The organism is Arenimonas caeni (genome assembly GCF_003024235.1).
GTDB lineage: Bacteria > Pseudomonadota > Gammaproteobacteria > Xanthomonadales > Xanthomonadaceae > Arenimonas > Arenimonas caeni.
The window spans coordinates 21,969-44,349 of record NZ_KZ679098.1 but is presented as its reverse complement, the minus strand read 5'-3'; the positions used below and the strand labels follow the sequence as shown (position 1 = coordinate 44,349).

General features: G+C 72.0%; 23 protein-coding genes. 13 read left to right on the top strand and 10 right to left on the bottom strand.

Annotation, left to right across the window (positions count from 1 at the left end; genetic code table 11):
* Positions 1–63: 63 nt before the first annotated feature.
* From C6N40_RS12105 to C6N40_RS12095, 3 genes are read left to right on the top strand one after another with little or no spacing between them, the layout of a single operon-like run.
* Positions 64–612, top strand: a complete 549-nt coding sequence (locus C6N40_RS12105; protein WP_106991294.1) for an RNA polymerase sigma factor — start codon at positions 64–66, stop codon at positions 610–612.
* The gene (locus C6N40_RS12100; RefSeq protein ID WP_106991293.1) at positions 609–947 is read left to right on the top strand and encodes a hypothetical protein; all 339 of its coding nucleotides are present in this window, start codon (positions 609–611) and stop codon (positions 945–947) included. Before C6N40_RS12105 ends, C6N40_RS12100 begins: the two co-directional genes overlap by 4 nt.
* A complete protein-coding gene (locus C6N40_RS12095; RefSeq protein ID WP_106991292.1) occupies positions 944–1,474 on the top strand; it encodes a DUF3106 domain-containing protein in 531 nt (176 codons plus the stop codon). The genes C6N40_RS12100 and C6N40_RS12095 overlap by 4 nt, the downstream gene beginning before the upstream one ends.
* Here C6N40_RS12095 and C6N40_RS12090 read toward each other — a convergent pair whose 3' ends face one another.
* Entirely contained in the window at positions 1,475–2,572 is a 1,098-nt protein-coding gene (locus tag C6N40_RS12090; RefSeq protein ID WP_106991291.1) for an NAD(P) transhydrogenase subunit alpha, read from the bottom strand.
* A gap of 65 nt (positions 2,573–2,637) precedes the next feature.
* Positions 2,638–4,914, bottom strand: a complete 2,277-nt coding sequence (locus tag C6N40_RS12085) for a DUF1631 family protein (protein ID WP_106991290.1) — start codon at positions 4,912–4,914, stop codon at positions 2,638–2,640.
* 134 nt (positions 4,915–5,048) lie between these two features.
* On the opposite strand from C6N40_RS12085, the gene C6N40_RS12080 reads away from it, so the two are divergent.
* From C6N40_RS12080 to C6N40_RS12070, 3 genes are read left to right on the top strand one after another with little or no spacing between them, the layout of a single operon-like run.
* On the top strand, positions 5,049–5,615 hold the full coding sequence (locus C6N40_RS12080) for a nitroreductase family protein (protein WP_106991289.1): 567 nt from the start codon (positions 5,049–5,051) through the stop codon (positions 5,613–5,615).
* Positions 5,603–6,493, top strand: a complete 891-nt coding sequence (locus tag C6N40_RS12075; protein WP_162782212.1) for a 5'-3' exonuclease — start codon at positions 5,603–5,605, stop codon at positions 6,491–6,493. Before C6N40_RS12080 ends, C6N40_RS12075 begins: the two co-directional genes overlap by 13 nt.
* A 32-nt stretch (positions 6,494–6,525) precedes the next feature.
* Positions 6,526–7,062: an NUDIX hydrolase gene (locus C6N40_RS12070; RefSeq protein ID WP_106991287.1), complete on the top strand. Its 537-nt coding sequence runs from the start codon at positions 6,526–6,528 to the stop codon at positions 7,060–7,062.
* A gap of 196 nt (positions 7,063–7,258) precedes the next feature.
* Here C6N40_RS12070 and pip read toward each other — a convergent pair whose 3' ends face one another.
* Positions 7,259–8,200: a prolyl aminopeptidase gene (gene pip, locus C6N40_RS12065; protein WP_106991286.1), complete on the bottom strand. Its 942-nt coding sequence runs from the start codon at positions 8,198–8,200 to the stop codon at positions 7,259–7,261.
* Positions 8,201–8,296: 96 nt separating this feature from the next.
* Here pip and C6N40_RS12060 point away from each other — a divergent pair, with 96 nt between their 5' ends.
* The 3 genes from C6N40_RS12060 to dxs all read left to right on the top strand — a co-directional run bounded on the left by C6N40_RS12060 (position 8,297) and on the right by dxs (position 12,053).
* The gene (locus tag C6N40_RS12060) at positions 8,297–8,944 is read left to right on the top strand and encodes an HNH endonuclease (protein WP_106991285.1); all 648 of its coding nucleotides are present in this window, start codon (positions 8,297–8,299) and stop codon (positions 8,942–8,944) included.
* Between the two features lie 87 nt (positions 8,945–9,031).
* A complete protein-coding gene (locus C6N40_RS12055) occupies positions 9,032–10,054 on the top strand; it encodes a hypothetical protein (RefSeq protein WP_106991284.1) in 1,023 nt (340 codons plus the stop codon).
* Between the two features lie 97 nt (positions 10,055–10,151).
* Positions 10,152–12,053, top strand: coding sequence for a 1-deoxy-D-xylulose-5-phosphate synthase (gene dxs, locus C6N40_RS12050; protein ID WP_106991283.1), 1,902 nt, complete (start codon positions 10,152–10,154; stop codon positions 12,051–12,053).
* Positions 12,054–12,074: 21 nt separating this feature from the next.
* On the opposite strand, the gene prmC is transcribed toward dxs, so the two are convergent.
* From prmC to ahpC, 4 genes are all read right to left on the bottom strand, one after another.
* Entirely contained in the window at positions 12,075–12,908 is an 834-nt protein-coding gene (prmC, locus tag C6N40_RS12045; protein ID WP_106991282.1) for a peptide chain release factor N(5)-glutamine methyltransferase, read from the bottom strand.
* Positions 12,908–13,474: a Pycsar system effector family protein gene (locus tag C6N40_RS12040; RefSeq protein WP_106991281.1), complete on the bottom strand. Its 567-nt coding sequence runs from the start codon at positions 13,472–13,474 to the stop codon at positions 12,908–12,910. Before C6N40_RS12040 ends, prmC begins: the two co-directional genes overlap by 1 nt.
* Before the next feature lie 74 nt (positions 13,475–13,548).
* Positions 13,549–15,141, bottom strand: a complete 1,593-nt coding sequence (gene ahpF / locus C6N40_RS12035; protein WP_106991280.1) for an alkyl hydroperoxide reductase subunit F — start codon at positions 15,139–15,141, stop codon at positions 13,549–13,551.
* Between the two features lie 129 nt (positions 15,142–15,270).
* Complete coding sequence (ahpC, locus tag C6N40_RS12030) at positions 15,271–15,834, bottom strand: alkyl hydroperoxide reductase subunit C (protein WP_106991279.1); 564 nt, start codon at positions 15,832–15,834, stop codon at positions 15,271–15,273.
* A 183-nt stretch (positions 15,835–16,017) separates the two neighbouring features.
* On the opposite strand from ahpC, the gene C6N40_RS12025 reads away from it, so the two are divergent.
* The 4 genes from C6N40_RS12025 (at position 16,018) to C6N40_RS12010 (ending at position 18,909) form a co-directional block, all read left to right on the top strand.
* Positions 16,018–16,974, top strand: a complete 957-nt coding sequence (locus C6N40_RS12025; RefSeq protein ID WP_106991278.1) for a LysR substrate-binding domain-containing protein — start codon at positions 16,018–16,020, stop codon at positions 16,972–16,974.
* Between the two features lie 96 nt (positions 16,975–17,070).
* Positions 17,071–17,484 (top strand): nucleoside diphosphate kinase regulator, encoded by a 414-nt coding sequence (rnk, locus tag C6N40_RS12020; protein WP_106991277.1) that lies wholly within the window; start codon positions 17,071–17,073, stop codon positions 17,482–17,484.
* Positions 17,485–17,567: 83 nt separating this feature from the next.
* Positions 17,568–18,233 carry a DUF3501 family protein gene (locus C6N40_RS12015; protein ID WP_106991276.1) on the top strand — a complete coding sequence of 222 codons (666 nt, stop codon included), beginning with the start codon at positions 17,568–17,570 and terminating at the stop codon, positions 18,231–18,233.
* Positions 18,234–18,273: 40 nt separating this feature from the next.
* Positions 18,274–18,909 carry a hypothetical protein gene (locus C6N40_RS12010; RefSeq protein WP_106991275.1) on the top strand — a complete coding sequence of 212 codons (636 nt, stop codon included), beginning with the start codon at positions 18,274–18,276 and terminating at the stop codon, positions 18,907–18,909.
* Position 18,910: 1 nt separating this feature from the next.
* Here C6N40_RS12010 and C6N40_RS12005 read toward each other — a convergent pair whose 3' ends face one another.
* From C6N40_RS12005 to C6N40_RS11995, 3 genes are read right to left on the bottom strand one after another with little or no spacing between them, the layout of a single operon-like run.
* Positions 18,911–19,426 (bottom strand): adenine phosphoribosyltransferase, encoded by a 516-nt coding sequence (locus tag C6N40_RS12005; RefSeq protein WP_106991274.1) that lies wholly within the window; start codon positions 19,424–19,426, stop codon positions 18,911–18,913.
* Positions 19,427–19,428: 2 nt separating this feature from the next.
* The gene (locus tag C6N40_RS12000) at positions 19,429–20,076 is read right to left on the bottom strand and encodes a glutathione S-transferase family protein (RefSeq protein WP_106991273.1); all 648 of its coding nucleotides are present in this window, start codon (positions 20,074–20,076) and stop codon (positions 19,429–19,431) included.
* An 8-nt stretch (positions 20,077–20,084) separates the two neighbouring features.
* Entirely contained in the window at positions 20,085–22,271 is a 2,187-nt protein-coding gene (locus tag C6N40_RS11995; protein WP_106991272.1) for a diguanylate cyclase, read from the bottom strand.
* Positions 22,272–22,381: the final 110 nt, after the last annotated feature.

Here is a 22,381-nt window from a genome sequence, read left to right as displayed (position 1 = left end):
GGTCAACCCCGGCCGGTTCGATGCGTTATAAGGCGGCATGACCGGCCATGCCGCCCACCCGTGATGCCCTTCGACGCCGCCCCCGGTGCCGCGCCCGCCAGCCTCGAGGCCTTCCTGGCCTCGGTCGAGCGCCGTGGCTTCCGCATGGCCGAACTGGCACTGGGACACCGCGAGGACGCGCTGGACGCGGTGCAGGACGCGATGATCCGGTTCGTCGGCTACCGCGGGCGGCCGCCGGCCGAGTGGCCGCCGCTGTTCTGGTCGATCCTGCGCCGGCAGATCACCGACCGGCACCGCCGCAACGCCGTGCGCCGCAAGGTGATGGCCGTGCTCGGCCGGCCGGAGGATCAGCGCGAGGACCCGCTGGAGATGCTGCCCGACCCGAATGAAGACCCGGCGCGCCGGCATGCCGACGGCGCCGCCTGGCTGGCCCTGGGCCAGGCCGTGCGTGCCCTGCCCCGGCGCCAGCGCGAGGCCTACCTGCTGCGCGAACTGCAGGGCCTGGACGTGGCGCAGACCGCCGCGGCCATGGGCTGCTCCGAAGGTTCGGTGAAAACCCATCTGTCGCGGGCGATGGCCGCCCTGCGCAAACACCTGGAGGACTGGCGATGAGCCGCCCCGACATCCCGCACGACACGCCGCGCGCACTGTTCGACCGTGCCAGCAGCCGGCTCGACCAGGGCATGGCCTTCCGCCTGCGCCGGGCGCGCGAAGCCGCGCTCGAGGCCGGCCCCGCGCCGGCCCGCGGCTGGCGCCTGCCCGCCGGCGCCTTCGCCGCGGCCGTGCTCGCGCTGGGCCTGGCCTGGTGGATGCCGGACCGGCCCGGCACGCCCGTGCCCGAACCGCTGGCCGGCGATGAAATCGAGGCCCTGGTGATGGCCGAGGACGCCGAACTCTATGCCTGGCTGGCCGAGGCGCCGGTGGCGGCGCCGGGGAGCCGCCGATGAGCCGGCATGGCCTGCGTCCGCTGCTGTGGCTGGCCCTGCTGCTGCCCGGCCTCGCCCTGGCGCAGGACGAAAGCCGCGAGGGCCGGCGGTCGCACGGGCACCACGGCGCGCCCCACCACGGCCCGGTGGTGGTGCCCGAGGGCGTCAAGGTGCCGACCTGGGACGAACTGACCCCGGCGCAGCAGGCGTCGGTCGAACGCCTGCGCGAGCGCTGGGACGGCCTGCCCGCCTCGCAGCGGGTGATGGCACTCGAGCGCGCCGAACGCCGCGCGCGCTGGGAGGCGATGACGCCCGAACAGCGCGAACGGATCCGCGAGGGCATGCGCAACTACCGCGAGCTTCCGCCCGAGCTGCGCGAGCGCATGCGCGAATCCATGCGGGCGATGCGGGCCCTGCCCGAGGACGAACGCAAGGAGCTGTCGGCGCGCTGGCGGGCGCTCAGCCCGGAGCAGCGCCGCGCCTGGCTCGAAGCCGGCGGCCCGGGCCAGGTGCCGCAGCCGCCGGAGGCCGGCGGCCAGGCCGACTGATCAGTCGCGACGCTGGCCGTCGTGGGCCAGGCAGGTCCTGGCCACCAGCTCGTCGTCCCAGTCCAGCGCCAGCTGGCCGTCCCTGAGCGACAGCGCCAGGAAGTTGAACACGTTGCGCGCGTACATCTCGCTGGCGTGCAGCGCGCCCTGGCTGGCCAGGCCCAGCGGCCCGGCGAAGGTGACGCCCTCGTGCTCGAAGGTCTCGCCCGGGCGGGTCAGCTCGCAGTTGCCGCCGGTCTCCGCGGCCAGGTCCACCACCACGCTGCCGGGCTTCATGCCCGACACCATCGCGGCGGTGAGGATGCGCGGGGCCGGCCGGCCCGGCACGGCGGCGGTCGTCACCACTACGTCCACCGAACGCAGGTGCTCGCCCAGGCGACGCTGCTGCTCGGCGCGCTCCTCGGCATTGAGTTCGCGCGCGTAACCGCCCTCGCCCGCGGCGCTGACGCCGAGGTCGAGGAACTTGCCGCCCAGCGATTCGATCTGCTCGCGGGTCTCGGGACGCACGTCGAAGCCTTCCACCTGGGCGCCGAGCCGGCGCGCGGTGGCGATGGCCTGCAAGCCGGCGACGCCGGCGCCGACGACCAGCACCTTCGACGGGCGGATGGTGCCGGCGGCGGTGGTGAGCATCGGGAAATAGCGCGGCGCCAGCTGCGCGGCCAGCAGCACCGCCTTGTAACCGGCCATGCCGGCCTGCGAACTGAGCACGTCCATGGCCTGGGCGCGCGTGGTGCGCGGCAGCTTCTCGAGCGCGAAGGCGGTGAGCCGGCCGTCGGCGAAGGCCTGCACGCGGGCGGCATCGGCATGCGGGGCGAGCAGGCCGATGACCAGCGTGCCGGGCCGGAGCCGGGCCAGGCGCTCGTTTGTCGGCGGCTGCACGCAGACGAGCACGTCGGCCTGGGCCAGCGCGGCGTCGGCGTCGTCGCAGAATTCCGCGTCGGCGTAGGCGGCATCGGGGAAGAACGCCGATGCGCCGGCGCCGCGCTCAAGCAGCACCCGGGCGCCGAGGCCGGCGAGCTTCTTCGCCGTCTCCGGCGTCAGCGCAACGCGCCGCTCGCCCGGCGAGGTCTCACGGATGCAAACGATGCAGGCCGCCATGCACGCCACTCCCCAGCAGGTATGCCGGGGATGCTACCGGAAGCGCCGCACCCGCGGCAGGGGCCTCAGCCCAGGTCGTCGCGCAGCTTGCCCATGACGCGGTGCAGGACCTGGTCGAAGACCTGCTCCTGCTCGCGCACCAGCAGGTTGCCTTCCTGCTTCATGGCGGCCAGTTCCTCGACCGAGGCCACGAGCACGCGCACGCCGCGGCGGTTGACGAACATCAGGCGCGAGGAGATCGGGCTGACCCACGACAGCTTGACCGGATGGTGCTTGCCATCCTCGCCGGCGATGTGAATCCAGGTGCCGACCTTGAGCTGGCGCATCTGCTCGACGTCGCTGTCGCTGACATCGAGGCTCTTCTTGCCCGCCACCACCTCGAGCCGGGGCTTGAGGTCGGACAGCGCGGCCTGCACCGCCGAGCGGCGGTCGGGCAGCTGCACGACCTTGTCGTCCTGCGCCGCTTCCGGCGCCGGCGCGACCGGCACCTGGGCCTGGCCACGGGCGCGGCGCTCGAGGCTGTCGCCCAGGCCACGGATCATGTCGGTGGCGGCCTCGCCGATGATGCCGGAGCTGGCCAGCACGGTTTCCAGCGGCTCGCGCAGGGCCCTGAGGCCCGGGGCGATCGCCTCGGCCGGGTCACCCGGCTTCGGCAGCAGGGCCAGCAGGCGGTCGGCCACGGAAAGCGCGGTCTGCCAGGAACCACTGTCCGGGCCCTCGCGCAGCGCGATCATCGAAAGGTGGTGGGTCCAGCAGCGCTCGAGGAAGTCGCGCATGGCCGGCGTCGGCTCCAGGCCGAGGGTGCGCTGCTCGAGTTCGAGCTTGGCCAGGTCGCGGGCCTGTTCCAGGCGCTCCTGGCCGCGCTGGGCCTCGGCGGCGCGGCGCTCGGCGAGCTCGACGCGACGACGGTGCTGCTCGAGGAACTGGCGCAGCTCCTGCTCGAGCGTCTCGAAGATCGCCAGGTCTTCATTGAACTCGGCGATCAGGCGGTCGACGGTGTTCTCGGCCTTCTGCAGCAGCTCGCGCTCCTGCGGGCCCTCGCCGCGGTTGCCCTCGACGGCCTCGGCCAGCGAGTTGAGCAGGCGGCGCGCCGGGTGGGTCTTGTAGAGGAACAGCCGGCGGTCCATGACCGCGGCCTTCACGAAGGGCACCACCAGGCGCGAGATCATCGTGCGCGCCGACTGCTCGAAGTCGCGCTCGTCGAACATCACGTCGAACAGCATGCCGACCAGGTCGACCGCGTCCTCGTCGTCCTGGCTGATGCTGACCTGCTCGGGCGGCAGGCCGATGCGGGTGGCGCCGCGCAGCAGCTCGTTCTTGAGCAGGGCCGCCAGCGAGACCTCGGGGCGCTCGAGCGCCTCGTTGACGGCCTCGGGCACGCTCGACTGCATCAGCGAGAGCAGCGACATCATTTCGTTCGACTGCAGCGGACGCTGCCCGCCGCGGCCGGTCTGGCGGCCACCGACGGCGCCGCCCGCGACGCCGCCCTGCTGGGCCGGGCGCCAGGCGTGCAGCAGCTGCCGCAGCGCCTCGTAGACGGCCCGGTCCTCGGCGGCGGGGGTACCGGCATCGCCGCCGGAGGGCTGGTAGTCGGAAGCGGCCGGGGCATAGCCGTCGGCCGTGGGCGGCGCGACCATGTCCGGGCGCGGCGCCGCCGGGCGCTGCACCGGCTTGGCCGTGGCCACGTCGGGGCGGTAACCGGCGGCCTCGAGCTGGGCGTTGAGATCGGCCAGCAGGTCGCGCAGGTCGTGGATGAGTTCGCGCTCGTAGTACTTGAACAGCACCATGCGCACGTCGTCGGGCAGGTCGACGTCGCCATGGGCCGAACCGATGGCGCTGGCAAGCGAGTGCGCGCTGAGCGGGTTGGCATCGGCCTCGAGCTTGGCCACGCCGACCATGCGGGCCAGTCGGCCGGCCAGTTCGTCGAGCTGGTGGCCGTGGATCCGGGTGATGGCTTCGGCGGTGAGGTTGGTGGCCAGCTGCTGCTCGAGTTCGCTCTCGGGCAGCAGGCTCAGCTCGAGGCCCTCGCCGCCGGCCTCGGCCTGGCGCGGCGGCGCCGTGCGGCTCTCTAGGCCGCCGAAGGCCCGGTCGAGGTACTCGCGGAAGCCGCGCTCGATCGGAGCGCGCGAAGTGCGCAGGGCCCGCATTGCGAACAGGTAGGGCGAGCCGTCGGGCACGCCGTCCTTCTTTGCCAGGTCGAACAGCCAGTCGTCGGCGCGGGCGAACACGCGGGCCAGCACGGCCTGCAGGTGCTCGGTGCTGCGCCGGCGCATGCCGGCCACCAACTCACGCGCCGCCGGAGCGGCGGGACGGTCGCTGCCTGGGTTGCGGGGATCGTTCATCAAGGGACCTCTGCACGCCGGGGGGACTACGCGCTTTGGGGAGGATTGTCGGCAATCGTGCCACAGATAACTGTGACACCGTCCTCAGAAACCGTCCGGTAAGGCGCAGGCGGACGGATGGTAGGCTTGCGCGGATGAACGAACTGCGATTCCTGCGGCAGCGCCGCTCCGTACCCTCCCGCCTGCTGCACGAGCCCGGCCCCGACGCCGCCCAGCTGCAGGCGATGCTGGCCGAGGCCGTGCGCGTGCCCGACCACGGCAGGCTCGTGCCCTGGCGCTTCCTGGCCATCCGCGGCGAGGCCCGCCATGCCCTGGGCGAGCTGCTCGCGGCGCGCTCGCGCGAGCGCGACCCGTCCGCCTCCGACGCCGTGGTGGACAAGGACCGGCAGCGATTCTCACAGGCGCCACTGGTGCTGGCCGTCATCGCCCGCACCACGCCCGGCCACAAGGTGCCCGAGCGCGAGCAGCTGCTTTCCGGGGGCGCCGTGTGCTTCGCGCTGCTGCAGGCGGCGCAGGCCCTGGGCTTCGGCGCGCAGTGGCTGACCGGCTGGGCCGCCTACGACCCGGTCGTCTGTGCGCGCCTGGGCCTGGGCGGGAACGAGTCGGTGCTCGGCTTCATCCACGTCGGCACGCCGGCCGAACCCGCGCCCGAGCGGCAGCGCCCCGACCCGGAGGCCCTGCTGGGCGAGTGGGTACCGTGAGCGCGCCGGTCCACCTGGTCGACGCCAGCCTCTACGTTTTCCGGGCCTGGCACTCCATGCCCGACGAGTTCCGGGACGCCGACGGCTGGCCGGTCAATGCCGTGCAGGGCTTCGCGCGCTTCCTGCTCGACCTGCTCGAGCGCCAGCAGCCCGAACGCATCGCCGTTGCCTTCGACGAGTCGCTCGAGTCGAACTTCCGCAATGCGCTCTACCCGGCCTACAAGGCCAACCGCGATCCGGCGCCGGAGGAACTCAAGCGCCAGTTCGGCCACTGCCAGGCGCTTTGCCGGGCGCTGGGCCTGGCGGTGCTGTCGGACGCGCGCTACGAGGCCGACGACCTGATCGGCGCCACCCTGGCGAAGGTACGCGACGCCGGGCACGCCGGCCTGGTGATTTCGGCCGACAAGGACCTCTCGCAGCTGCTGCGCGAGGGCGACCAGCAGTGGGACTACGCCCGCAACGAGCGCTGGGGCGCCGACGGCGTCAAGGCCCGCTACGGCGTGCACGCGCACCAGATCGCCGACTACCTGGGCCTGACCGGCGACGCCATCGACAACATCCCGGGCGTGCCCGGCATCGGTCCCAAGACCGCCGCCACCCTGCTCGGCCATTTCGGTTCGCTCGACGCCGTCTACGAGCGCCTGGACGAGGTGCCCTTCCTGCGCATGCGCGGCAGCGCCCAGCACGCCGCCCGCCTGCGCGAGCACCGCGAGATCGCCCTGCTCTCCCGCCGGCTGGCCACCATCGACACCGCCGCCCCGCTGCCGGCCGACCTCGGGCAGGCCGAACGCCGTCCGCCCGACGCCGGGGCCCTCGAGGGCCTGTGCGAACAGCTGCGCTTCGGCCCGCTCACCCGCCGGCGCCTGTTCTCGGCCTGACGCCGGCGCGGTCGCCGGGCTAGGATTCGCCCATGAGCAGCGACAAGACGGTGATGTGCGAGGGCGAGTACCTGCGGCTGGTCCGCCGCGGGCACTGGGAATACGCCGAGCGGACCAACGCCGGCAGCGCGGTGATCGTCATCGCGGTGACGCCGGAGCAGAAGCTGCTGTTCGTCGAGCAATACCGGATTCCGATGGGCGCCAACACCATCGAAATGCCGGCCGGCCTGGTCGGCGACCTCGAGGCCACCGACACCATGGAAGAAGCCGCTCGACGCGAGCTGCTCGAGGAAACCGGCTGGCTCGCCTCGGAAGTGAAGGTGCTGATGGTCGGCCCCAGCAGCTCGGGCATGAGCAACGAGCTGGTGGCCTTCGTGCGCGCCCGCGGCCTGACCCGCGTGCACGCCGGCGGCGGCGACGAAACCGAGGACATCACCGTGCACGAGGTCGCCGTGGCCGACGCCCCGCGCTGGCTGGTCGCGAAGATGGCCGAAGGCTACGCCATGGACCCCAAGCTCTGGGCCGGCCTCTGGCTGCTCGACCGCAACCCCGACGGATCCCCGGCCTGACCCCCACCCTGCAGGAGCGCCTTCAGGCCCGAAGCTCCTGTGAGAGGGCCTTCAGGCCCGATGCTTCTGCTTGTCTTGCTTGGGCCGCTCGGTGCCTGCGCGAGTGGAGGCGCCACTCCGGCGGTTGCCCGGCCGGAGGGGTCAACGCGAGCAAAAGCGTCGGGCCTGAAGGCGCTCCTGCAGGGCGCGGGTGGGCTCAGCGGAAGCCGTCGGTGGCGCGGACGAGGATGTCGACGAGTTCGGGCTCGAAGGCCGAGTGGCCCGAGGTGGGGCCGATCTCGAGCCTGGCTTCCGGCCAGGCCTGTTTGAGGTCCCAGGCGTTCTGCACCGGGCAGACCACGTCGTAGCGGCCGTGCGCGATCACGCCCGGGATGCCCTTGAGCCGGTGCGCGTCGCGCAGCAGCTGGTCGTCGACGTCGAAGAAGCCGCCGTTGACGAAGTAGTGGCACTCGATGCGCGCGAAGGCCAGGGCGAAGGCCGGGTCTTCGTGGCTGTGCATGAAGTCCTCGTCCTGGCGCAGGAAACTCGTCGCCGCCTCCCACACCGACCACGCGCGCGCGGCCGCCAGCCGGGTCGCCTCGTGCTCCGAGGTCAGGCGGCGGTGGTAGGCGCTCATCAGGTCGTGCCGCTCCACCGGCGGGATCGGCTCGAGGTAGTGCTGCCAGGCCTCCGGGAACAGGCGTGACGCGCCCTCCTGGTAGAACCACTCCAGCTCCCAGCGCCGCAGCATGAAGATGCCGCGCAGCACCAGCTCGCTCACCTGGCCCGGGTGCGCCTGCGCATAGGCCAGCGCCAGGGTCGAACCCCAGCTGCCGCCGAAGACCTGCCAGCGCTCGATGCCAAGGTGGCGGCGCAGCTTCTCGATGTCGGCCACCAGGTCCCAGGTGGTGTTGTCGACCAGGTCGGCATGCGGGGTCGAGCGGCCGGCGCCACGCTGGTCGAACAGGATGATCCGGTACGCCGCCGGGTCGTGGAAGCGCCGCATCTTTGCCCCGCAGCCGCCGCCCGGGCCGCCGTGCAGCATCACCACCGGCTTTCCGTCCGGGTTGCCGCACTGCTCGTAATAGAGCCGGTGGCGGGCATCGACCTGCAGGAAACCGCTGTCGAAGGGTTCGATGGCGGGGTAGAGCTCGCGCATGGCGGCCTCGGGAGGATGGGGGAGCGTGATTCTAGCCCGCGGCGCCCCGCGCAAGGATGCTTGAACTGCCGTGCGACTGGCGTATGCTCAGGAGCGATGGGAATACCGCCGACCCGTTTGAGTCTGGTGGGCGCCGGGAGCAACACCCGCCCGGCAGGGGCTCCGTCACCCTTCGAATCCTCGGTCCCGCGCGTGCTTTCGCTCGATGCGCACGGCCGCATCCTCGACTGGATGCACTGGCAGGACGCCGTCTGCCTCTACGTTCGCGGCGCCGTCGCCTGGACCCTGGGCGAACCCTGCCTGGTCGTGCATGGCGGCACCAACCGCGCCACCGGCCTGCAAAGCGTGGTCGAACTGCACCCCATCGTCGCCGGCCGCAGCCACGCCCACGCCAAGGCGCTCGACCCCTCGCCCGCGCTCACCAACACCGCCCTGTTCGCCCGCGACGGCAACCTGTGCATGTACTGCGGCAATGAGTTCGGCCGCCACTCGCTCACCCGCGACCACGTGATGCCGGTCTCCCGCGGGGGCCGCGACGTCTGGGAAAACGTGGTCTGTGCCTGCTTCCACTGCAACTCGCGCAAGGGCGGCCGCACCCCGCAGCAGGCGGGCATGCCGCTGCTGGCCGTGCCCTACCGGCCCAGCTGGGTCGAGCACCTGATCCTGTCGAACCGCAACATCCTGGCCGACCAGATGGCCTTCCTGAAGAGCCACCTGCCCCGGCATCCCAGGCGCCCGTGCTGAACCAATTTGACGGCGCCCCGCCGCAGCTAGGACACTGCCGGCCTTCACGCCGTCCCTTGCCGGCGTGACCAGGGGGATGAAAAAGCAATGACGATGCACAGCATTTGTTTCGCGGGCCTGTCGCGCGACGAACAGGGCCAGGTGGAAGCCGCCTTCGCCCAGGCCAACGCCGGCAACCGCTGGCAGCTGGCCAGCGAGAGCGAGGCCGGCGTGGTCGTGGTGGACATGGACTCCATGTACGGCCAGATGAGCCTGATGAAGGCCCTGAGCAACGGCAAGGTGGTGGTCGCGCTCACCGCCGGCGCCCGCGCCGACACCGACTATCGCCTTGACCGCCCGGTGACCGCCGACGGCGTCGCCACCCTGCTGGCCCAGATCGAAGCCGGCGCACCGTCGCCCACGCCCGAGCCGGCCCCGGAGCCCGAGCCGGTGGCCGCCCCGGTCGTCGAGGCGGCGCCCGCCCCGGTGGCCGCCGCCGAGCAGGTGCCGGAACCCGCGCCTGCCCCGGCCCCCGTCGCCGACCCCATTCCCGAGCCCGAGCCGGCCCCGCAGGCCGAGCCGCGCCTGGCCGCCTTCCTGCGCCCGGGTGCGCTCGCCGGCCCGGTGCGCGTGCAGGTCGAAGGCGCCCCGGCGCTGGTCATCGACCCGGCCAACAAGGTGTATTTCTCCGGCCCGGCGCTCAAGCCGCTGCTGCCCTACGCCACCGCCGACATCCACGAGGCCGACCTCCAACCGGTCGACCCGGCCACGCTGCCGGCCCTGGCCAGCGAACTGGGCGGCAGCCACCCGCTCGGCCGCCTGGCCTGGATCCTCGCGCTCGGCGGCCACAACGGCAGCCTGGCGCCGGGCAATGGCCTCAACGACCGCTACAAGCTGCTCAAGTGGCCGCAGACCGAGCGCGAGTTCCCGCGCCACTTCCGCATCGCCACGGTGATGATGAAGGGCCCGGCCCTGCTCACCGACATCGCTGAACAAAGCGGCGCCAGCCTGGCCGAAGTCTGCGACTTCGTGAACGCCTCGCTCGCCGTCGGCGTCGCCGAGCCCGACCTGATGCTGCCCAGCGAGCCGGAACCGGCCAAGGGCGGCCTGCTCGGGCGCTTCCGCCGCTGAACCCATCCCGGGCCGCGCCCGCCGCGGCCCGGGTTTTGCCTTGCCCCCGCCGGCGGGGTGCCGGACAATCCACGTCTTACCCCACGCAAGACAGACGATGGATCCCCAGCGCTACCCGCGCCTTTCGCGCATTTCCGTGCCCGCCGACCTGCGCCAGCTTCCCGAGGCGGAGCTGCCTGCGTTCGCCGACGAGCTGCGCGCCTACCTGATCGAAGCGGTCAGCCAGTCGGGCGGCCACTTCGGCGCCGGCCTCGGCGTGATCGAGCTCACCGTCGCCCTGCACTATCTCTACGAGACCCCGTCCGACCGCCTGGTATGGGACGTCGGCCACCAGTGCTATCCGCACAAGATCCTCACCGGTCGCCGCGACACCATCCACACCGTCAAGCAAAAGGACGGCGTGGCGCCCTTCCCCAAGCGCGACGAAAGCGAGTACGACACCTTCGGCGTCGGCCACAGCTCGACCTCGATCTCGGCCGCGCTGGGCATGGCCATCGGTGCGCGCGCGCGCGGCGAGGACCGCCGCGTCGTGGCCGTCATCGGCGACGGCGCGATGACCGCCGGCATGGCCTACGAGGCGCTCAACCACGCCGGCGGCATGGAGCCCGAGCCGGACATCCTGGTGGTCCTCAACGACAACCGGATGTCGATCTCCGAGAACGTCGGTGGCCTGACCAAGATGCTCGGCCGCATGTCGGGCAGCAAGACGCTCAACGCCCTGCGCGAAGGCGGCAAGAAGCTGCTGGGCGACAAGAACCGCCCTGCGGCGAAGTTCGTGCGCCGCTGGGAAGAGCACTGGAAGGGCATGTTCGTGCCGTCCACGCTGTTCGAGGAAATGGGCTTCCACTACACCGGCCCCATCGACGGCCACGACCTGCCGGCCCTGGTGTCCACCCTGCGCACCCTGCGCGGCCTAAAGGGCCCGCAGCTGCTGCACGTGATCACCACCAAGGGCAAGGGCTACGACCTGGCCGAAGGCGACCAGATCGAATACCACGCGGTCGGCCCGTTCGACCCCAGCGTGGGCGTGGTCAAGAAGCCCGGCCCGGCCAAGCCCACCTACACCCAGGTCTTCGGCGACTGGCTGTGCGACATGGCCGCCGCCGACCCGCTGCTGCTGGGCATCACGCCGGCCATGCGCGAGGGCTCGGGCCTGGTTCGTTTCAGCCAGGAGTTCCCTGATCGCTACTTCGACGTCGCCATCGCCGAGCAGCACGCGGTCACGCTCGCCGCCGGCATGGCCTGCGAGGGCGCCAAGCCGGTCGTCGCGATCTATTCGAGCTTCCTGCAGCGCGGCTACGACCAGCTGATCCACGACGTCGCGCTGCAGAAGCTCGACGTGCTCTTCGCCATCGACCGCGGCGGCGTGGTCGGCCCCGACGGCGCCACCCACGCCGGCAGCTTCGACCTGAGCTTCCTGCGCTGCGTGCCCGACATGGTGGTGATGGCGCCGGCCGACGAGGACGAATGCCGCCGGATGCTCAGCACCGGCTACCGCCACGCCGGCCCGGCCGCCGTGCGCTACCCGCGCGGCACCGGCCCGGGCGTGGCCGTGCAGCCGACGCTCGAAACCCTGCCGATCGGCAAGGCCGAACTGCGCCGACGCGGCGCCGGCGTGGCCCTGATGGCCTTCGGCGCCGTGGTGCCGGCGGCCGAGAAGGTCGCCGCCGAACTGGGCCTGACGCTGGTAAACATGCGCTTCGTCAAGCCGCTCGACCGCGCGCTGGTGCTCGAGCTGGCCGCCAGCCACGACGGCCTGGTGACCATCGAGGACAACGTGGTGATGGGCGGCGCCGGCAGCGGCGTGGCCGAACTGCTCGCGGCCGAGGGCAAGGTGGTGCCGATGCTGCACCTGGGCCTGCCCGACGACTGGCAGGAGCACGCCAGCCGCGAACAGCTTCTGGCCGAAGCCGGCATCGACGCCGACGGCATCCGCCGCGCGGTGCTGGCGCGCTGGCCGGCGCTGGCACAGCCCGCCAACCGCGCCGTCGGCGGCTGAGCCCCCCGCATCCGGTCGGGCTCAGCCCGGCCACTGCCCCAGGCTGATGCGGTCGCGGCGCTCGAGGTCGCGCGCCGTTTCCACGTGCCCGAAGCCGGCATCGCGCAAGAGCGCGCGCACCGCCCCGCCCTGCTCGTGCCCGTGCTCAAGCAGCAGCCAGCCGCCCGGCAGCAGGTGCGCCGGCGCACCGGCGATGATCGCCCGCAGTGCGTCCAGGCCGTCCGGGCCTGAGGCCAGGGCCGAACGCGGCTCGAAGCGCAGGTCGCCCTGGCCCAGGTGCGGGTCGTCTTCGGCGATGTAGGGCGGGTTCGAGACGATCATCCGGTAGACCTCGCCCGCCACCGGCGCGAACCAGTCGCCATGCAGCAGGCGCAGCGGCAGGCCGGCGTCGGCGGCATTGGCGCGGGCCACGTCGAGCGCGGCCTGGCTGGCGTCGACCGCCGTCACGTCGGCCAGTGGCCGCTCGCTGGCGATGGCCAGGGCGATCGCGCCGGTGCCGGTGCCCAGGTCGAGCACCTGCGCCCGGGCATCCACCGGCAGTCGCCCGAGCGCGAGCTCGACCAGCAGTTCGGTTTCCGGGCGCGGTATCAGGGTGTCGCGGGTGACCGCCAGCTCCAGCGACCAGAAGCCGCGCACGCCGGTGATCTGCGCCACCGGCTCGCCCTCGGCGCGGCGTCGCAGCAGGGCGTCGAAGACGCGCAGCTCCGCGTCCCCGAGCACGTCGCCGGCGTGGGCGTAGAACCAGCTGCGCGGGCGTTCGAGCGCGTGCGCCAGCAGCAGTTCGGCCTCGAGCCGGGCCTCGTCGCCCGCCAGGCGCGCGGCGCCTTCCCGCAGGGCGTTGGCGACCGTGGTCATCAGCCGGCCAGCAGCTGCCAGCCCTGCACCAGGCAGGCCAGCACGAAGCCGCCGAGGAAGAACAGGTAGCTCAGCCGCAGGTAGCGGTACTTGTGGTGCGCCAGGTAATAGCCCAGCGCGTAGGTGTCGCGCGCCATCGTCTCGTACACCGAACCGTCCGAGCGGAGCGCGCCGGCGATCTCGGTGAGGAAACGCTCGCGCGGCAGTTCGGCGAAGTGGCCGAAGAACATCAGGTTGAACTGCGGCGGGATCTGGTCGTCCCTGAGCTTGAGCGGCCGGTACTTGGGCAGCACCGCCAGCACGGCCAGCAGCAGCGCCAGCATGGTGAAGGCGGCCAGCGTGATCGAGGCGCCGCGCAGCATCGGATCGCCCAGCCGGCCCAGCACCAGGGTCAGCACGATCGAGGACATGGTGATGATGATGTTGGCCTTGGTGTCGGCCATCGTCGACAGCTGCACGTGGTGCTGCTGCATGGTGCGCAGCAGGCAGTCGCCGGTATTGCGTTCGGGGATGGCCGCGAACAGGCGATCGATGTCGCCGGCGGCACCAGTCTGGACAGGGGGCATGGCGCGATTCCTCGGGGGGATCGCGCCATGATAGCGCCGCCGCGGGGCACCGGCCCCGGGGCGGCGCCCGGGGCTCAGGCCGCCGCGACCTCGCCGGCGGCCTCTGCCGGGGCGGAATGCCGGATCAGGTAGTCGAAGGCCGCGAGGCTGGCGGTGGCGCCGGCGCCCATGGCGATGACGATCTGCTTGTAGGGCACGGTGGTGGCGTCGCCGGCCGCGAACACACCCGGCACCGAGGTGCGGCCATGGGCGTCGACCACGATCTCGCCGCGCGGGCTGAGTTCGACGCTGCCCTTGAGCCACTCGGTGTTGGGCAGCAGGCCGATCTGCACGAACACGCCCTCGAGCTCGAGCTGCCGCACCTCGTCGCTGGCGCGGTCGCGCATCGCCAGGCCGGTGACCCGGCGGCCATCGCCGAGCACCTCGGTGGTCTGGGCGTTGAGCACGACCTCGACGTTCGGCAGGCTGCGCAGCTTGCGCTGCAGCACCTCGTCGGCGCGCAGCTTCACGTCGTACTCGACCAGGGTGACGTGGGCGACGATGCCGGCCAGGTCGATGGCCGCCTCGACGCCGGAGTTGCCGCCGCCGATCACCGCCACGCGCTTGCCCTTGAACAGCGGGCCGTCGCAGTGCGGGCAATAGGCCACGCCCTTGTTGCGGTACTGGTCCTCGCCGGGCACGCCCATCTGCCGCCAGCGCGCGCCGGTGGAGAGGATCACGCTGCGCGAGAACAGGCTGGCGCCATTGGCCAGCTTCACCTCGACCAGTTCGCCCGGCTTGGCGGGCGGCACCAGCGCCTCGGCGCGCTGCAGGTTCATCACGTCCACGTCGTTTGCGCGCACGTTGGCCTCGAGCGCCGCGGCCAGCTTCGGGCCCTCGGTGTGCTCGACCGAAATCAGGTTTTCGATGGCCATGGTGTCGAGCACCTGGCCGCCGAAACGCTCGGCCGCCACGCCGGTGCGGATACCCTTGCGCGCGGCGTACACCGCGGCGGCCGCGCCGGCCGGGCCACCGCCCACCACCAGCACGTCGAAGGCCTGCTTGTCGCGGATCTTCGCCGCCTCGCGCGCCTCGGCGCCCGTGTCGAGCTTGGCCATGATCTGGGCCAGGTCCACGCGGCCGGACTCGAAGGGCTGGCCGTTGAGGAACACCGTCGGCACCGCCATCACCTCGCGGCGCTCGACTTCGTCCTGGAACAGCGCGCCGTCGATGGCCACGTGGCGGATGCGCGGGTTGACCACCGCCATCAGGTTCAGGGCCTGCACCACGTCCGGGCAGTTCTGGCAGGAGAGCGAAAAATAGGTTTCGAACCGGTAGTCGCCCTCGAGCGCGGCGACCTGGGCCAGCAGCTCCTGCGACTCCTTCGACGGATGCCCGCCGACCTGCAGCAGCGCCAGCACCAGCGAGGTGAACTCGTGGCCCATCGGGATGCCGGCGAAGCCCACGGCGACGTCGGTGCCGGTGCGGACGATGGTGAAGGACGGACGGCGTGCGTCGACGCCGTCGACGCGCAGGGCGATCTTGTCCGACAGCGCGGCGATTTCTTCCAGCAGGCTGCGCAGCTCGGCCGATTTCTCGCCGTCGTCTAGCGAGGCGACCAGTTCGATCGGCAGCTGCAGCTTCTGCAGGTAGGCGGCCAGTTGGGACTTGAGGTTCTCGTCGAGCATGGGGGAACTCCTTGAGAAGCGGTGGCTTGCGCCTGGGGCCGGGGAAGGCCGCAGGCGCAAGTCATCGCGCGACGGGGCTGGAACCCGGGCGGCGTGGCCGCCCGGGGAGGTTTCAGCGTCGGAGCGGGATCAGATCTTGCCGACCAGGTCCAGCGACGGAGCCAGGGTCTTCTCGCCTTCCTTCCACTTGGCCGGGCAGACCTGGTTCGGGTTGGCGGCGACGAACTGGGCGGCCTTGAGCTTGCGCAGGGTCTCGCTCATGTCGCGGGCGATGGCGTTGTCATGGACTTCCATGGTCTTGATCACGCCGTTCGGGTTGATCACGAAGGTACCGCGCAGCGCCAGGCCCTCTTCCTCGATGTGCACGCCGAAGGCGCGGGTCAGGGCGTGGGTCGGGTCGCCGACCAGCGGGAACTTCGCCTTGCCCACGGCCGGCGAGGTCTCGTGCCAGACCTTGTGCGAGAAATGGGTGTCGGTGGTGACGATGTAGACCTCGGCGCCGGCGGCCTGGAACTCGGGGTAGTTCGCGGCGGCGTCCTCGACCTCGGTCGGGCAGTTGAAGGTGAAGGCGGCCGGCATGAAGACGACCACCGACCACTTGCCCTTCAGGCTGGCCTCGGTGATTTCGACGAACTTGCCGTTGTGGAAGGCCTGGGCCTTGAACGGCTTGATTTCGGTATTGATCAGGGACATGCGTCGCTCCTGTGGGTTTGAGGGAGGGTGAATCAAAACTTTCGCATATGTTAGGCAGAGTCTATCAATATGTGAATTCGAGTTTTTCAATCGGTTCGATAGCTTTTATCTATCGCAAGATCCGGCCACGTCTTCACAAACCATCGATTGCGGACCGGTATTTCATAGGCTATACGAATCGTCATGAACCTCCGCGACCTGCGCTACCTGGTGGCCCTTGCCGAGCTCCGGCACTTCGGTCGTGCCGCAGAAGCCTGCCACGTCAGCCAGCCGACGCTCTCGACGCAGATCAAGAAACTCGAGGAGGAACTCGGTGTTCCACTGGTGGAGCGGGCGCCGCGGCACGTGATGCTCACGCCGGCCGGCCTCGACATCGCGGTGCGCGCGCGGCGGGTGCTGGCCGAAGTCGAACAGATGCGGGAAACCGCCCGCCGCACGGCCGATCCGGAAGCCGGCAGCGTGCGCCTGGGCGTGTTCCCCACCCTGGGCCCCTACCTGCTGCCGCACGTCGTGCCGCGCATCCGCCAGCGCTTCCCGCGCCTTGAGCTCCTGCTGGTGGAGGAAAAGACCGAAGTGCTGCTCAACGGCCTGCGCGACGGCAAGCTCGACGCCGCCGTGCTGGCCCTGCCGCTGCACGAGGACTGGGCCGAAACCGAGTTCCTGTTCGAGGAGCCCTTCCTGCTGGCCGTGCCCAACGGCCACCCGCTGGCCGGCAAGCGCAACCTGAGCCTGGGCGAACTCGGCGACCAGCACCTGCTGCTGCTCGAGGAAGGCCATTGCCTGCGCGACCAGGCGCTGGCGGTCTGCAGCCTGGCCGGCGCCGGCGAAAAGGAGGGTTTCCGCGCAACCAGCCTGGAAACCCTGCGCCAGATGGTCGCCGCCGGCGTCGGCGTCACCCTGCTGCCGGTGCTGGCGGTGAAGCCGCCGGTGCCCGCCTCAGCCGACATCCGCCTGCTGCATTTCCGCGACCCGCCGCCGACCCGGCGGTTGGCCCTGGTCTGGCGCCGCAGCTCGGCCATGGGGGACTTCCTGCGCGAACTGGCCGGGGTGCTGCGCTCCCTGCCGCCCAGCCTGCTCGAGCTGCCGCCGGAAGACGGCGAGGCGACCGCCGCGGGCCCCAGGCGCAGCGCCAAGGCTTGAAGCCGGCGCCGCGCCGGGCTATCTTGGCGCCCACAAATCAGTTGATGCCTGGGCGGCGCGTCGCACGTGCCGCCCGTTGTCTTTTTGGAGCTTCCCATGAGCAGCCTGCCGCCGATCACCGTTTCGTCCCGGGACCTCGCCCGCCTTGAGGCGATGCTCGAGGCGCCGACGCTGCGCCAGCTTCCCGCCGCCCAGGCCCTGGGCGACGAGCTTGCCCGCGCGAACGTGGTCGAGCCGTCCGATATGCCCGCCGACGTGGTGAGCATGAATTCGGTGGTCACCTGCCTGGACGAGAACACCGGCGAGTCGCACCAGCTGACCCTGGTCTACCCGCACGAGGCCGACGCCGACGCGGGCAAGGTTTCCGTGCTGGCCCCGGTGGGCAGCGCCCTGCTCGGCCTGTCCGTGGGCCAGCACATCGACTGGGCCATGCCCGGCGGCCGCAGCCTGCGCCTGAAGGTCACCTCGGTGAGCTACCAGCCCGAGGCCGCGGGCGACGCCGGCCGCTGAGCCAGGCCGATTCACGGCGGCTATGGCCGCCATCGCGACGCTGAATTTCCCGCAGCCACGCCGCCGGCGTAGGCTCGGTGCGCATGGGAGAACATCGCGCCCCGGAGCGACGCCTGGCCCTGCACGCACGCAGCCACCTGCGGCTGGTGCATTCGGGCGCGACGGCGCCGCGCGCGCGAAAGCTCACCGCGGCCGACCTGCTGCCGCTCGACGACTACCTGCATGAGCGCGAGGCCTTCCGCCAGCGCGTGCTCGCGCACCGGGCCCGGCGCCAGGCCAGGCTCGACAGCCAGGTGCTGCTGCTGTTCGAGGACCGGCTGACGGTGCTGTGGCAGGTGCAGGAGGCGCTGCGCATCGAGCGTGTGTTCGAACCGCATGCGATCGAGGCCGAACTCGAGGCCTGGAACTCGCTGCTGCCCGACGGCGGCAACCTCAAGGCGACGATGCTGGTCGAGCCGGGCGACGCGGTCGCGCACGAACATGCCCTGGCCCGCCTCGGCGGCATCGAACGTCGCGTGCACGCCGGGGTCGCGGGCTTCGAACCGATTCCCGCCCAGGCCGACGCCCCCGAGGGCCTGCCGTCCGGCGAGGTCGGCGTGTTCTTCCTGCGCTTCGAGTTCCCGCCGGCGCAGCGCCTGGCCCTGCACGCCGGGGCGGCACTGGGCCTGGGCATCGACGACGACCGGCTGCGGGTCGGGCTGGTGCTGCCGGAGGACACGCGCACCGCCCTGCTGGCCGACTTCGGCTGAGCGGCTAGGCAGGCCCGGCCTGCGTCGCTAGTCTGCCGTCATGCCCCGCTGGCTCTGGATCACCCTGGTCGTCGCCGTGCTCGCCCTGTTCTGGGCGGCGCGGGACGGCTCTGCGCCCGTGCCGGCCACCGGCCCCGGCGGCCAGCTCGCCTGCCCGCAGATGCCTGCCCCGGAGCGCCTGGGCACGCCGCTGCAGGCCAACGTCGGCGACGCGCCCGTCTACGACATCCAGGGCCACCGGCTGCGGCCGCTGGCCGGCTTCGCACTCGAGGCGCGGGTGCTGCGCCGCGAAGACTACCGCTTCGACCGCGAGTCCTCGCTGTCGCCCACCGACCTCGCGCTCGGCTGGGGCCCCATGGCCGACCCGCAGGTCTACCAGCGCCTGGACATCAGCCAGCGCGGCCGCTGGTACTACTACCGCTGGGGCGCCGAAGGGCCGCCGATCCCGCTGCAGGAGATCATCCGCTCAAGCGCCAACATGCACCTGGTGCCGGCCGACGCCACGGTGGCCGCGGCGATCAGGCGCGTGCAGGCCGACCAGACGGTGCGCCTGCGCGGCTGGCTGGTGGAGGTCGAGGATGCGAACGGCTGGCGCTGGCGCAGCTCGCTGAGCCGCGAGGACAGCGGCAGCGGCGCCTGCGAACTGATCTACGTCTGCGAGATCGCGTCGTACTGAGTCAGTAGCTGAGCGTGGCCAGCAGCGGCTCGCTCCGGCGCCAGCGGCCGCGGCCACCCAGCGCGGCCAGCTCCACCAGCACGGCGGCGCCGGCCAGGCGCGCGCCGATCCCGTCGACCAGCGACGCCGCGGCCGCCAGCGTGCCCCCGGTGGCGAGCACGTCGTCGACCAGCAGCACCGATGCACCGGCCGGCACGGCGTCGGCCTGCACCTGCAGCCGGTCCTGGCCGTACTCGAGTGCGTAGCTGACCTCGTGCACGGCGCCGGGCAGCTTGCCGGGCTTGCGCACCGGCACGAAGCCGACGCCCAGCTCGCGCGCCACCGCGGCGCCGAGGATGAAGCCCCGCGCCTCGATGCCGACCACCACGCGCAGGCCGGACCCGTGCCATGGCGCAGCCATCGCCGCCACCGCGCCCGCGAAGGCCTCGCCGTCGGCCAGCAGCGGACTGAAGTCCTTGAAGCGAATGCCGGGTTTGGGGAAATCGGGGACCTCGCGGATCAGCCGGGCGAAGTCCATGCTCAGGCCTCGTCCGCGTCGACGCGGGCGGTCTCGGCCAGGCCGGCCGCGGCCCATTCGCGCATCGCCGGCAGCGCGTGGATCGCCTCCACGTAGGCCGAGCACACCGGATCGAGCCGCACGCCGTAGCCGCGGAAGCGCACGCAGACGGGCGCGAACATCGCATCGACGATGCCGAAGCCGCCGAACAGGAAGTCGCCATCCTGCGCCCCGGACCTGAGCCTGCCCCACAGTTCCTGCACGCGGCGGATGTCGCTTTCCGCCGCGCCGTCCCAGTGCGGCTCGCGCGGCTGCCGGCGCAGGTTCATCGGCAGCTGCCCGCGCAGGGCGGCGAATCCCGAGTGCATCTCGGCCGCGGCGCTGCGCGCCAGCGCACGCTGCTCCAGGGCGGCTGGCCAGCCGCGCCCGGCCAGCCAGCGCTCGTTGGCGTATTCGCAGATCGCCAGCGAATCCCACACCACCAGGTCGCCGTCGTGCAGCGCCGGCACGCGCCGGCTGGGCGAGAGCGCGCCGACGCGCTCGTGGAACTCCGGCGTGTCCAGCGGCAGCAGGACCTCGGTGAAGGGCACGCCGAAATGCCGCAGCAGCAGCCAGGGCCGCAGCGACCAGGACGAGTAGTTCTTGTTGCCGATGACGAGCGTGGTGGACAAAGGGGACCTCAGCTGAAGATCTGGTTGCCGCCGTTCTTCGACGCCACCAGCGCGGCCTTGGCCGCGCGTTCGGTGAGCGCCGCGATGTTGCGTTCGTCCGGGCCGGCCTGGGCGATGCCGACGCTGATCGAAAGCATGGGTGCGATGCGCGCGTCGACGATCATGTGCGAGACGGCCTCGCGCAGGCGGTCGGCGTATTCGCGCGCCTGCAGCAGCTTCTTGCCCGGCGCCAGCACCAGGAAGCCGTCGGGGCCGCCGCGGCCGATCAGGTCGCCGTGGCTGAGCTCGTCCCGCAGCATCGTCGCCACCGGCCGCATCGCCGACACCGCGCCGACCTCGCCGCCGGCCTCGCGCAGCGCCGGCAGCTGGTCCACCACCACGCACAGCAGGCTCAGCGGCGTCTGCCGCAGCCGGGCGGCGTCCAGCATCTGCTGCATGCGCTCGCGCAGCGACTCCTCGCGGAACACGCCGGTGGCCGGGTCGGTCTCGGCCTGGCGCTGGGCGCTGACCGTGCCCGAGGCCTCCTCGCCGGCCATCACCGCCATCGCCGCGAACTCGGCGCACAGGGCCAGTTCGGCGTCGGTATAGGCCACGTTCGCCGGCCGCTCCACCAGCAGCGCGCCCCAGCCGGGCTTGGGGATGGGCAGCGGGATCACCGCCAGCTGCACCTTCTCCAGCGGCCCCTCGGGGCCGTCGAAGTCCAGGCCCACCTGCTGCGGCGCCTTGAGCTTGCTGAGGTTGCGCAGCAGGGTGGCGCGGTCGCGCAGCAGGCCGCGGTAGCGCGGCTCGGCCGCCTTGGGTTCGACCTGCAGCAGTTCCTCGCCGTCGGCGTGCTCGCCGACCACGGCCGAGGAGTCCTGCGAGAGCACCGACTTGAGGCCGTCGAGCAGGCGCCGGTAGGCGATCCAGGACACGTCGTCGTCATCGGCGTGCTCCAGGCCATGCTGCAGGCTCTTGACCAGCTTCTCGCGGGCGACGGCGATCTTTTCCTCGGCGCTGGGCTCGGGCGGCGTCGCCCGGCGGCGCATCTGCCAGCGTTGCAGGCGCGCCCGGCCCCAGGGCAGCGCCAGGTACTGCAGCACCACCAGCGCCAGCAGCAGCTGCCAGGCGAACAGGCTCCACCAGCTCACCGCGATCACCTGCTGGTCGGCCAGCACCCGCAGCAGCACCGCGCCGGCCATGGCCAGCAAGGTCAGCAGCGGCGCCCAGCGATAGCTGCGCGAATCCATGGCCAGCATCACCAGGCAGGCCATCAGCGCCACCGGATAGCTGAACCAGGCCACCCACTGCAGCACCACGCTGGCGCTGGCAGGCAGCGTGAAGGCGAACAGCGCGCCGCCCACGAGCAGCCAGCCCAGGCCGCGCATCCAGCCCACCAGCGGCGGCGCCGACTTGGCCAGGCCGCTGTAGCGAAGGGTCGCCAGCACCAGCGGGCCGGCGCCGAGCAGGAACAGCGCCTGCGGCACCATCGCGCCCAGGCCGGACAGCAGGGCCACCTCGGGCAGGGAATACAGGTGGCCGTTGATGCCCAGGCAGGCCAGCCAGGCGCAGATGGCCGCGGCACCCACCGACAGCGCGCCCGCCGAGGAGTCCTCGGCATGCCGCAGCAGCGACAGCAGGGCCACGCCCAGCAGCACGCCATAGACGAGGCGGAACCAGAACCGGGCCTGGGCTTCCTCGGCCGAGGCCGTCGGGCCGTCGCGCAGGCTCAGGTGCAGGCCACCCATCACCTGGCCCTCGATCTCCAGGTAAAGCTCGGTGCGCCCGGACAGGCCGTCGGGCAGCGGCAGGTCGAAATACGCCGGCCAGGGCCGCTGGCCGTCGCCGCGGCGGAAGAAGCTGTCGCGGGCGACCAGGTCGCCCGGCGGGTGCACGCGCAGGCGGATCTGGTCGACCGGCACCCGCACGATGCCCAGGCGCCAGTCGCGCGACGAGGCCGGCAGTTCGGCGCGGATGCGCACCCACAGCACGTGGTCGGCGCGCGCCGTGAACGGGAAGCCCGGCGTCAGCACCGGCGTGAAGCCCGGCTGGGCCCGGCCGCTGAGGATGTCGTCGAGGGTTGTGCCGACCGGCGTCTCCATGACCGCCAGGTCCAGCGGCACGTGCGACGCGTCGCCGGACGCCTGCGCCCGGACCCCGGAGGGGGAAAGTACCAAGGCCAGCGCCAGTGCGGTGGCGAAGAAAAACGTGTCCAAGGCCCACGCGTTACGCAAGCGTCGTCTCCCCGTTTGTCTGCGTGCAGCCCCCTGCCCGGCCGATTCTAGCCCGTGAGGCGACCCGAAACAGCCGGGCCGCCGGGGCGGCC